This window comes from Sandarakinorhabdus cyanobacteriorum, assembly GCF_002251755.1.
Lineage (GTDB): Bacteria > Pseudomonadota > Alphaproteobacteria > Sphingomonadales > Sphingomonadaceae > Sandarakinorhabdus > Sandarakinorhabdus cyanobacteriorum.
Genome location: NZ_NOXT01000074.1, coordinates 24,588 through 35,249, shown reverse-complemented (window position 1 = coordinate 35,249; position 10,662 = coordinate 24,588). Strand labels below are relative to the sequence as shown.

The 10,662-nt window shown below is 66.2% G+C and carries 10 protein-coding genes; 6 read left to right on the top strand and 4 right to left on the bottom strand.

Annotated features, from left to right (window positions below; all coding sequences use genetic code 11):
• The first annotated feature begins 142 nt into the window (after positions 1-142).
• Complete coding sequence (locus CHU93_RS02975; protein ID WP_094472699.1) at positions 143-814, top strand: spermidine synthase; 672 nt, start codon at positions 143-145, stop codon at positions 812-814.
• A 9-nt stretch (positions 815-823) separates the two neighbouring features.
• Here the strand turns inward: CHU93_RS02975 and CHU93_RS02970 are convergent, their stop codons facing one another.
• From CHU93_RS02970 to CHU93_RS02955, 4 genes are all read right to left on the bottom strand, one after another.
• Complete coding sequence (locus CHU93_RS02970; RefSeq protein ID WP_094472698.1) at positions 824-1,279, bottom strand: tRNA (cytidine(34)-2'-O)-methyltransferase; 456 nt, start codon at positions 1,277-1,279, stop codon at positions 824-826.
• Positions 1,280-1,546: 267 nt separating this feature from the next.
• On the bottom strand, positions 1,547-2,749 hold the full coding sequence (locus CHU93_RS02965; RefSeq protein WP_094472697.1) for a pyridoxal phosphate-dependent aminotransferase: 1,203 nt from the start codon (positions 2,747-2,749) through the stop codon (positions 1,547-1,549).
• Between the two features lie 26 nt (positions 2,750-2,775).
• A complete protein-coding gene (gene pabB, locus CHU93_RS02960) occupies positions 2,776-4,530 on the bottom strand; it encodes an aminodeoxychorismate synthase component I (RefSeq protein ID WP_243375140.1) in 1,755 nt (584 codons plus the stop codon).
• Between the two features lie 35 nt (positions 4,531-4,565).
• Positions 4,566-5,480: an ATP-grasp domain-containing protein gene (locus CHU93_RS02955; protein WP_094472695.1), complete on the bottom strand. Its 915-nt coding sequence runs from the start codon at positions 5,478-5,480 to the stop codon at positions 4,566-4,568.
• 187 nt (positions 5,481-5,667) lie between these two features.
• Between CHU93_RS02955 and ccoN the strand changes: the two genes are divergently transcribed.
• From ccoN to ccoG, 5 genes are read left to right on the top strand one after another with little or no spacing between them, the layout of a single operon-like run.
• On the top strand, positions 5,668-7,332 hold the full coding sequence (gene ccoN / locus CHU93_RS02950) for a cytochrome-c oxidase, cbb3-type subunit I (RefSeq protein ID WP_094472694.1): 1,665 nt from the start codon (positions 5,668-5,670) through the stop codon (positions 7,330-7,332).
• 12 nt (positions 7,333-7,344) lie between these two features.
• Positions 7,345-8,100, top strand: coding sequence for a cytochrome-c oxidase, cbb3-type subunit II (gene ccoO / locus CHU93_RS02945; protein ID WP_086117303.1), 756 nt, complete (start codon positions 7,345-7,347; stop codon positions 8,098-8,100).
• Positions 8,097-8,258: a cbb3-type cytochrome c oxidase subunit 3 gene (locus CHU93_RS02940; RefSeq protein ID WP_094472693.1), complete on the top strand. Its 162-nt coding sequence runs from the start codon at positions 8,097-8,099 to the stop codon at positions 8,256-8,258. The genes ccoO and CHU93_RS02940 overlap by 4 nt, the downstream gene beginning before the upstream one ends.
• A complete protein-coding gene (gene ccoP / locus CHU93_RS02935; protein WP_094472692.1) occupies positions 8,251-9,204 on the top strand; it encodes a cytochrome-c oxidase, cbb3-type subunit III in 954 nt (317 codons plus the stop codon). The genes CHU93_RS02940 and ccoP overlap by 8 nt, the downstream gene beginning before the upstream one ends.
• Positions 9,191-10,654, top strand: coding sequence for a cytochrome c oxidase accessory protein CcoG (ccoG, locus tag CHU93_RS02930; protein ID WP_094472691.1), 1,464 nt, complete (start codon positions 9,191-9,193; stop codon positions 10,652-10,654). The genes ccoP and ccoG overlap by 14 nt, the downstream gene beginning before the upstream one ends.
• The last annotated feature ends 8 nt before the right edge of the window (positions 10,655-10,662 follow it).

Below are 10,662 nucleotides of genomic sequence, written 5' to 3'. Positions count from 1 at the left end.
ACTCAAAGCCTCCACGGTTGCTTGATCCGGGGCGGAGGCCCCCTTCCTTTCGACCAAAATCCCGCTGGCCCCAGCGCCCCGCCTCTGCCATGCCTCGCCGCCAAGGAGATGCGCGCATGACAGCAACCGCAATCACCGCCGGATGATCCCGCGGGAACTCGTGGGTGTGGCCGAGGTGCCGGGTGGGCCGCCGCTGCGGTTGTTCCGGCGGGGTGATGATTTCATGATCGTGCTGGATCGCAACGAGTTGATGAGCACGCGGCAGCATGGGTCGGAGGTGGCGTTGGGCACCATGGCCTGTGACCGGTTGGCCGGGCGGGCGGCCCCGCATGTGCTGGTGGGTGGGTATGGCATGGGGTTCACCTTGCGGGCGGTGCTCGGCCGGCTGGGGGCGGAGGCGCGGGTGACGGTGGCGGAGCTGGTGCCGGGCATCATCGAATGGGCACGTGGGCCGATGGCGGCGGTGGCGGCGGGTTGCCTGGATGATCGGCGGGTGACGCTGGTGATGGGCGATGTCGGCGCGGTGATGGACCAGGGGGCGGGCCGTTATGATGCGATCCTGCTGGATGTGGACAATGGCCCCGATGGCCTGACCCGTGCGGCCAATGACGGGCTCTATGGCGCGCGGGGGCTGGCGGTGGCGCGACGGGCGCTGCGGCCGGGCGGGGTGTTGGCGATCTGGTCGGCCGCGCCCGATCCGGCCTTTGGCCGCCGGCTGGAACGGGCTGGCTTCGCTGTGGACACGGTGTCAGTGCGGGCGCGCGAGAATGGCAAGGGCGCTGCCCATGTGATCTGGTTTGCGGTGCCGCGCTGATGCGGGCGCTCAGGCCGCAGGCAGCTGGCCGGTTTGGCGCAAGGCTTCGGACACGGCGATCCCGGCCGACATGGCGAGGTTGAACGAGCGCACACCGGGTTGCATCGGCAGGCGCAGGCGGTGGGGGCAGCAATCCGCCACCGCATCGGGCACGCCAGCGCTTTCCCGGCCGAACAACAGGATATCATCGGCCTGGAAGGCAAAATCATAGGGCGATTGGCTGGCCTTGCTGGTGAGCAGCACCAGCCGCGCGCCACTGTGGCGGGCGAGGAAATCGGCCCAGCTGGCGTGGCGCGTCACCGTCACATGGTCGATATAATCCATGGCGGCGCGGCGCACGCGCCTGTCGTCCCACACAAAGCCCATGGGCTCGATCAGATCGACGGGCACGCCGAGGCACGCGCCCAGCCGCAGCACGGCGCCCACATTGCCGGCGATTTCCGGTTCATACAGGGCAATGCGCATCAGCGGGCCTCGGGATGGATGATCCTCCCCCGCTGGGGGAGGTGCCGACCGGAGGGCGGCGGAGGGGGCCGGCGCGCGGCTCTGGCGCCCCCCTCCGCCCTGCGGGCACCTCCCGCACAGGGGGAGGATTTGTCAGTTGGGCTGTCCTACATGGGCGGGATATGGCATTGTTGACCCGTGTCGACGCGCCGATTTTGTCAGCAAAAATAGTCTCCATTTCCGGCGAATCTGTCAATTGTGTCAAATCCGCCGGGGTGAACCGGGCATTCAGACCAGATTACCCACCGCCCGCTGGATGCGCTTGCAGGCTTCTTCCAGCACGGCATCGGCGGTGGCATAGCTGATGCGGAAGGCCGGCGACCCGCCAAAGGCCGCGCCATGCACCACGGCAACGCCTTCGGCCTCCAGCAGATAGGCCGCCACATCCTCGTCGTTATGCAAGACCTTGCCGCCCGGCGTCGTCTTGCCGATCAGGCCCGAACAGTCGGGATAGACATAGAATGCGCCTTCGGGCCGCGGGCAGATCAGGCCCGGCGTCTGGTTGAGCATGGAGACAACCAGATCGCGCCGGCGCTGGAAGGCGGCGTTGCGCTCTTTCAGGAAGCTCTGGTTCCCGTTCAGCGCCGCCACGGTCGCCGCCATGGAGATGGAGCAGGGATTGGAGGTGGATTGGGATTGCAGCTTGGCCATCGCCTTGATGATCCAGGCCGGGCCACCGGCAAAGCCGATGCGCCAGCCGGTCATGGCATAGGCCTTGGACGCACCGTTCACGGTGAGCGTGCGGTCATACAGGCCGGGTTCGATCTCGGCCAGGGTGCCGAAATCGAAATCGTCATAGACGATATGCTCATACATGTCGTCGGCCAGCACCAGCACATGCGGGTGGCGCATCAGCACATCGGCCAGCGCCTTCAGCTCGGCGCGGGTATAGGCGGCACCGGTGGGGTTGCTGGGGGAGTTGAAGATCAGCCAGCGGGTGTTCGGCGTGATCGCCGCGTCGAGCTGGGCCGGGGTCATCTTGAAATTCTGGGCGACGCCGCACGGCACCACCACCGGGGTGGCACCGGCCAGCATGACGATATCGGGGTAGGACACCCAATAGGGCGCCGGGATGATCACCTCGTCACCGGGATCGAGCGTGGCCAGCAGCGCGTTGAAGATGGTGTGCTTGCCGCCCGAATTGATGCTGATCTGATCCAGGGCATAATCCAGCTTGTTGTCGCGCTTGAACTTGGCCTGCACGGCTGCCTTGCATTCGGGCGTGCCATCCACCCCGGTATATTTGGTCTGGCCGGCGCGGATGGCGGCAATGGCGGCTTCCTTGACGAAATCCGGCGTGTCGAAATCGGGTTCGCCCGCGCCCAGGCCGATCACGTCACGGCCCTGCCGCTTCAGCTCCGCCGCCTTGTTGGTGACGGCGATGGTGGGCGACGGCTGGATGCGGTTGATGGCAGCAGAGGTGCGGTTCATGGAGGCTTCCTTTCGCGCCGCAGCCCTTAAGCGCCAGTTTGTTGCAGCGCAACCGGCGAAGCGCGCAATCGCGCCCGGATCAGGCCGCGCAAGCCGTTGCCAAGGAAAAAGCCGTCGGCCAGATCGGCGGCCGTGACGGGAGCCTCCATCGCCTCGCCACTGGCCAGCAGCCGGGCGCGCAACACGCCGGGCAGCAGGCCCAGGCTGGCCAGTGGCGTGAGGAGGCGGCCGTCGCGCTGGACAAACAGGTTGGTGAAGCTGCCTTCGGTGACCAGGCCATCGGGCCGGACGAAGACCACCTCGGCCGCGCCGCTGGTCCGGCGGGCGTCGTCGTAAAAGGCGCGGTCGCTGGTCTTGTGGCACAGCCGCCAGTCATCGCCGGCCACCGGCAGCGGCACCAGCGCCACCGGCAGCGGATCGGGCAGTGGTGGCGGCGGGGGTGACAGGTGCAGGCTCCACGCCCCCGATGGTGCTAGCAGCAGCCGGGCGCGACCGTCGTGGCCGGCCACAAGCGGCAGCAACGCGGCGGCCAGCGCCGGCTGGTCGAGCCGGTGGCCCAGATGCGCGGCGCTGGCCGCCAGCCGGTCGAGATGCCACGCCAGATCAGGCAGAGTGCCATCGGCCACCCGCATGGTTTCGATCAGATCAGGCGGTGGCCGGCGGTGCAGAAAGGCGGCCTTGGCCAGGCATTCGGCCCATTCGGCATCGGCTGCACTGTCGGCGACGATGCCGCTGCCCAGCCCCAGCCGGGCGGTGGTGCTGCCCACCGGCCAGGCCAGGGTGCGGATGGCGACATTGAAATGCGCCTCGGTGGGAGCAAAGACCGCGCCGATGGCCCCGCAATAGGCGCCGCGGGGTGCCGGCTCCAGCTCGGCCAGGCACTGCATCGCCCGTATCTTGGGCGCGCCGGTGACGGAGCCGCAGGGGAAGAGCGCGGTGAACACATCGGCCGCTGTGGCGCCCGGCCGGGCCTGAGCGGTGACAGTGGAGGTCATCTGCCAGACCGTGGGATAGGCCTCCACATCAAACAGTGCCGGCACCGCAACGTCGCTGCCAACGCGGGAGAGATCGTTGCGCAACAGATCGGTGATCATCAGATTTTCGGCGCGATCCTTGGGGCTGGTCGCCAGCGCAGCGCGAAGCGCCTGATCTTCGGCCGCAAAGCGCCCGCGCCGCGCCGTGCCCTTCATCGGCCGGGTTTCCAAATGGCGGCCGGCCATGCGGAAGAACAGCTCTGGCGAGAAGGACAGAAGCCACAGATCGCCAGTGAACAGCAGCGCGCCATGGGGCGCTTGCGAGCCGGCGCGCAGGCGGCGATACAGCGCCAGCGGCTGGCCGGAAACCGCAACCTCGGCCGGAAAGGTGAGATTGCCCTGATAAATATCCCCGGCCGCGATCCAGTGCTGCAACCGGGCCAGCGCGGCTGAATGGCCGGCCTGATCGAGCAGCGGCATCAGGGAGCCGACACTGGCCGGCCCTTCGGCAGCCGCCAGCACGACCGCCGCATCGACTGGCACAGCCCGGCCAAAGCGGCCGAACCAGCCCAGCGTCTGCCCGATTGGCGGCGGGCGGTGCAGCCCGGCCAGACGGGGCTCCAGGGCATAGCCGGCCTCATAGCCCAGAAACCCGCCCCAGGGGCCAGGGGTGGCCAGCCGCGCGATGGCCGGGGCCACGGCTTCGGGGCCGGTGATCGACAAGGCTTCGGCCAGCTCGTCGAGCAGCCACGCCTCGCCGGTTGCGGCATTGTCGAGCAGCAGGAACGGGCGGCGGGGATCAATCACCGCAGCGGCATAATGCCGGCGCCGGCGGGCGGCAACTAACCGCCCATGCGGCGGATATGATGCCACAGGCGCTCGACCAGCCGGTCGTGCGGATCCCAGCCCAGCACATCCATCGGATTGTCGACAAACATCGACAGGCCATTGATATCGTGAAAACGCGCGGTGCCGCAGCGATCATCGATCATATATTCGATCCCGCAGGCTTCCATGCCGGCTTCGCGCGCCAGCATCTCGGCCGCGGAAATCAGCGCCGGTGGCGGTTCGGCCCGCATGCGTCGCCGCGTCGCCAGCCGCTGCACCCGGGCATCGGGGGAATCGATGGCCAGGGCATCATCGGCGGCGGCCACGTCCAGGCCATAAAGATAGCGCCCGCCCAGCACCTCGATCCGGGTCACCAGCCCGCCGCGCGGCCGCACCAGCGCCTGGCATAGCCACACACCATTGGCGGTTTGCGGCAGCCGTCCGGCATTGGCGGCATCGGCCAGATCCTCAACACAATCAAAGCGCAGGATGCCCGAACTCGATCCGCCGATATCGGCCTTGACCACAAGCGGAAAGCCCACGGTTCGCGCCGCCGCCATCAGGGCCGGCACATCGTGCACCACCCGCGTGGCCGGCGCGCCCAGGCCCAACCGGTTGATCAGCGCCAACTGCCGCGCCTTGCTTGCATCGATGGCCATGGCATTTGTGCCATTCAGCACCAGCGCCCCCTGCCCCGCCCAGTGATCGAGCAGGGCCATCGCATAGAACACCGGATGCCCGCGCCCCACCCGATAGCCGCCCATGGCCACCCGGTTGAAAATCACCGGCGCTGGCGGCTGCCCGCCAATCGGATCAAAGCCATGGCCATCGGTGTGCACCGCCACATAGTCAATGCCGGCGCGTTCCAGCGCGGCAAACATCGGCTGGAACCAGCGCGGGTGGTCATAGACAATGGCGAGTTGGTGCATACGCAGCCTTCCGCCACCCCACGGCAGCCGAAACGGCCCGCACAAATGGCGCGAGCCTGATTTGATGTAGGTCAATCCCGCCCGGAAAGCGCCTCCGGACCATTACCTAATAGGGCAAGCCCGTATTCCCGCAGCGCAGCATCCGGCGCGAAACATCGGCCACCGAACTTGCAAAAAGGGGGCACGCATGCCTGCGACGCTGGCAAAATCCGGCGGCCTGTTTCTGGCGATGGTCTTGGCGCTGGTTGCCATGGCCCAGGCCCAGGATACGGCCTTTGCCATTCACATGGGCATCATGGCGCTGGCCGCGTTGATCGCGGCGCTGGCGGTGATGGCCACATCCGATGTCACCGCCCGGCTTGGGCACGATGAAAGCGTTTATGATGACGCGCCGGTGCGCTGGGGCGTGATCGCCACCACCTTCTGGGGCGTGGTCGGGCTGCTGGCCGGCCTGTTCATCGCGCTCCAGCTGGCTTATCCGGTGCTCAACTTCAACCTTGAGTACACCACCTTCGGCCGGCTGCGGCCGCTGCACACCTCGGCGGTGATCTTCGCCTTCGGCGGCAACGCCCTGCTCTGCACCAGCTTCTTCGTCGTGCAGCGCACCTGCCGCGCCCGCCTGGCCTTCCCCAGCCTCGCCCGCTTCGTATTCTGGGGCTATCAGCTGTTCATCGTGCTGGCTGCCACCGGCTATCTGCTCGGCGTCACCGAGGCCAAGGAATATGCCGAGCCGGAATGGTATGTCGATCTGTGGCTCACCATCGTGTGGGTCGCCTATCTGATCGTCTTTGGCGGCACGGTCATCAAGCGGCGCGAACCGCACATCTATGTCGCCAATTGGTTCTACCTGGCCTTCATCATCACCGTGGCCATGCTGCACCTGGTCAACAATCTGTCGCTGCCCGTCAGCCTGGTTGGCGCCAAGAGCTATTCGGCCTTTGCCGGCGTGCAGGATGCCCTCACCCAATGGTGGTATGGCCACAACGCCGTGGGCTTCTTCCTCACCGCCGGCTTCCTGGCCATGATGTACTATTTCGTGCCCAAGCAGGCCGAACGGCCAGTCTACAGCTATCGCCTGTCGATCATCCACTTCTGGTCGCTGATCTTCCTCTATATCTGGGCCGGTCCGCACCACCTGCACTACACCTCGTTGCCCGACTGGGCGCAAAGCCTGGGCATGGTGTTCTCGGTCATGCTGTGGATGCCGTCGTGGGGCGGCATGATCAACGGCCTGATGACGCTCAACGGCGCGTGGGACAAGATCCGCACCGATCCCATCATCCGCATGATGGTTCTGGCCCTCGCCTTCTACGGCATGAGCACCTTTGAAGGCCCGATGATGTCGATCAAGTCGGTCAACAGCCTGTCGCACTATACCGACTGGACGATCGGCCATGTCCACTCCGGCGCGCTTGGCTGGAACGGCATGATCACCTTTGCCTGCATGTACTATCTGGCCCCGCGCCTGTGGAACCGCCAGCGCCTGTACAGCCTGCGGCTGATCAACTGGCACTTCTGGCTCGCGACCGGCGGGATCGTCTTCTACAACGCCTCGATGTGGGTGGCCGGCATCACGCAAGGGCTGATGTGGCGTGAATATGGTGCCGATGGCTATCTGGTGAACAGCTTCGCCGAAACCGTGGCTGCCATCCACCCGATGTTCCTGCTGCGGGCCTTTGGCGGCGCGCTTTACCTCTCGGGCGCCCTGGTCTTTGCCTGGAACATCGCGATGACCATCGCAGGACGCATCCGCGCCGAAGCCCCGATGACCGAGACGCCCTACGATGCCAGGGCCGATCGTCCCCTGCCCGCACCGGCTTCGGCTGCCGGCGCCCTGCAACCGGCTGAATGAGGGAGAACGCACATGGCTTCCCACCCGCAAACCCCTGAGAAACCCGGCTTCTCCCACCGCACGCTGGAACGCAACATCACGTTGCTCGGCCTGTGCTCCCTGGTTGCCGTTGCCATCGGCGGCATCGTGGAAATCGCGCCGCTCTTCTGGGTCGACAGCACCATCGAGAAGGTGGAAGGCGTACGTCCCTACACCCCGCTCGAACTCGCCGGCCGCAACATCTATATGCGCGAAGGCTGCTATGTCTGCCACAGCCAGATGGTCCGCCCCTTCAAGGACGAGGTGGAACGTTATGGCCACTACAGCCTGGCGGCCGAGAGCATGTATGACCACCCCTTCCAGTGGGGCTCCAAGCGCACCGGGCCCGATCTGGCCCGGGTTGGCGGCCGCTATTCGGACGAATGGCACCGGGAGCATCTGAAGGATCCGCGCAGCGTCGTGCCGGAATCGATCATGCCGCCCTATGCCTTCCTGGCCGAAAAGCCGCTGAACGCCGGCGACATGGCCGCCCATCTGAAGGCCCTGCGCAACGTCGGCGTGCCCTATACCGACAAGGACATCAGCACCGCCAACGCCGATCTCACCCTGCAGGCGACAGCGGATGCCGATGCATCCGATCTGCAGGCGCGCTTCCCCAAGGCCCAGGCCCGGGATTTCGATGGCAACCCGGCCATGGTCTCCGAAATGGATGCGCTGATCGCCTATCTGCAGATGCTGGGTACCCTGGTCGATTTCAAGGCGGCCGAGGCGCAGGAGCAGCCGAAATGAGCGATTATGAAAGCCTGCGCCATTTCGCCGACAGCTGGGGCCTGCTTGCCATGACGCTCCTCTTCCTCGGCTTTGTCAGCTGGACCTTCCGGCCCGGCGCGCGGCGCCGCCACGACGAAGCCGCAGCCATGATTTTCAGGAGTCACGCTGATGACTGATCACAACAAGCGCGTTGACGAGGCCACGGGCACCAACCTGGTTGGCCACGAATGGGATGGCATCGAGGAACTGGACACGCCGCTGCCGCGCTGGTGGGTCTATATCTTCGCCGGCACCGTGGTGTTCGCCGCCGGCTATGTGGTCGCCTATCCGTCCTTCCCGGATGTGGCGGGCATGACCGGCTGGTCCAGCCGTGGCCAGCTTGATGCCGCGCTCAAGGCCGAAGCGGCGACGCGGGCGCCGCTGCTCAACGCCATTGCGGCCACGCCAGTCGAAAATCTTGCCGCCAATCCGCAACTCATGCGCTCGGCCATCGAAGGGGGCAACGCCGCCTTCAAGGTCAACTGCGTGCAATGCCACGGCTCCAGCGCCACCGGCGCCAGGGGCTATCCCAATCTCAAGGATGATGATTGGCTGTGGGGCGGTGACATCGTTTCGATCCACACCACCATCAGCCACGGCATCCGCAGCCAGTCTGATGAAACCCGCTACAGCCAGATGCCGGCCTTTGCCGACATGCTGTCCAAAGGCCAGATCCAGCAGCTTGTCACCCATGTCCGCTCGCTGTCGGGGCAAGACAAGCCCAACGCTGCCGGGGCCCAGCTGTTCGCCGAAAACTGTGCCAGCTGCCACGGCGAAAGCGGCAAGGGCAATCGCGAGATGGGCGCCCCCAATCTTGCCGACGGCATCTGGCTCTATGGCAGCGATCGCGCCGCCCTGACCCAGACGATCAGCAAGGCGCGCTTTGGTGTCATGCCGCACTGGGCCGGCCGGCTCGATCCGGTCACCATCAAGATGCTGGCCACCTATGTCCATTCGCTGGGCGGTGGCGAAGCCCTGCCGCAACCCCAGACCGCAACCGCTGTTCCCCCCGCAGCGCCGGCCCAGACGGCCGCCGCCGACACAGGCACCGCAGGTACTGGCAAACCAAATGTCCGCTCTTGATCTCATCAATCCCACGAGCGACCTTTACAAGAAGCGCGCGCCGGTCTTTCCCCGGGTGGTGAACGGACGGTTCCGCCGCCTGAAATGGGCGGTGATGGCCTTGTGCCTGGCGGTATATTACATCACGCCCTGGCTGCGCTGGGATCGCGGCACCCATGCCCCCGATCAGGCGGTGCTGATCGATCTGGCCGGCCGCCGCTTCTTCATGTTCGACATCGAAATCTGGCCGCAGGAATTCTATTATGTCGCCGGCCTGCTGATCATGGCCGGCATTGGCCTGTTCCTCGTCACGTCCGCCGTGGGCCGGGCCTGGTGCGGATATGCCTGCCCGCAAACCGTTTGGACCGATCTGTTCCAACATGTCGAACGCTGGATCGACGGGGACCGCAACGCCCAGCTGAAGCTGAACGCCGCGCCGTGGAGTGCCGCCAAGCTCGGCCGCCGGCTGACGAAATGGAGCCTGTGGCTGGTCATCGCGGCCGCCACCGGCGGGGCCTGGATCTTCTATTTCGCCGACGCACCCACGCTCGCCCGCCAGTTCATGGCCGGCGATGCCCCGTTCGTTGCCTATGCCACCGTCGCCGTGCTCACCTTCACCACCTTCACACTGGGCGGCTTCATGCGGGAACAGGTGTGCATCTACATGTGCCCCTGGCCGCGCATCCAGACCGCCATGCTCGATGAAAAATCGCTGATCGTCACCTATCGCGACTGGCGCGGCGAACCGCGCACGCAAGGCTTGAAAAAGGCCGCCACCATGGCGCCCGGCAAGGCCGGGGACTGCATCGATTGCAACGCCTGCGTCTCGGTCTGCCCCACCGGCATCGATATCCGCAACGGGCCGCAGCTGGGCTGCATCAACTGCGCGCTGTGCATCGATGCCTGCGACGAGGTGATGGGCAAGCTGAACCGCCCGCGCGGCCTGATCGACTATCTGAACCTCGATGATCACAGACGCGAACTGGCCGGCGGCACCGCGACCCCGGTGGTGAAGACTCTGCTGCGCCCGCGCACCCTCATCTACTTCGCCGTCTGGGCCAGCATTGGTGTCGCCATGCTGTTCACGCTTGGCGGCCGCACCCGGCTGGCCATCGATGCCGCCCAGGATCGCAATCCCATCATGATCATCATGTCCGACGGCACGGTGCGCAACGGCTGGACGATCAAGCTCAGGAACATGGAAAGCCGCCCGCGTCGGATCGAACTGGCGATGACCGGCCTGCCGGATGGCAAATTGTGGACCGACGCGATGGACAAACGCGACGCCGCCCGCAGCACCCGCATCGATGTTGCGGCCGATGCCACCACCCGGCTGCACCTCTATGTCGCGGCACCCGCTGGCCCGGCCGGAGAAACCGGCTTTGCCCTGATTGCCCGCCCGCTGGAGCCGGCCCAGCCCGACGCACCACCACAAACGGCCGCCCACAACCTGAAATTCGTCCGCCAATAGGGAGAATG

What these genes read in the sequence shown, in the direction of transcription:
- CHU93_RS02975 (WP_094472699.1), top strand. Translation starts at nt 143, where the DNA reads ATGATCCCGCGGGAACTCGTGGGTGTGGCCGAGGTGCCGGGTGGGCCG.
- CHU93_RS02970 (WP_094472698.1), bottom strand. Translation starts at nt 1,279, where the DNA reads ATGCGCATTGCCCTGTATGAACCGGAAATCGCCGGCAATGTGGGCGCC.
- CHU93_RS02965 (WP_094472697.1), bottom strand. Translation starts at nt 2,749, where the DNA reads ATGAACCGCACCTCTGCTGCCATCAACCGCATCCAGCCGTCGCCCACC.
- CHU93_RS02955 (WP_094472695.1), bottom strand. Translation starts at nt 5,480, where the DNA reads ATGCACCAACTCGCCATTGTCTATGACCACCCGCGCTGGTTCCAGCCG.
- ccoN (WP_094472694.1), top strand. Translation starts at nt 5,668, where the DNA reads ATGCCTGCGACGCTGGCAAAATCCGGCGGCCTGTTTCTGGCGATGGTC.
- ccoO (WP_086117303.1), top strand. Translation starts at nt 7,345, where the DNA reads ATGGCTTCCCACCCGCAAACCCCTGAGAAACCCGGCTTCTCCCACCGC.
- CHU93_RS02940 (WP_094472693.1), top strand. Translation starts at nt 8,097, where the DNA reads ATGAGCGATTATGAAAGCCTGCGCCATTTCGCCGACAGCTGGGGCCTG.
- ccoP (WP_094472692.1), top strand. Translation starts at nt 8,251, where the DNA reads ATGACTGATCACAACAAGCGCGTTGACGAGGCCACGGGCACCAACCTG.
- ccoG (WP_094472691.1), top strand. Translation starts at nt 9,191, where the DNA reads ATGTCCGCTCTTGATCTCATCAATCCCACGAGCGACCTTTACAAGAAG.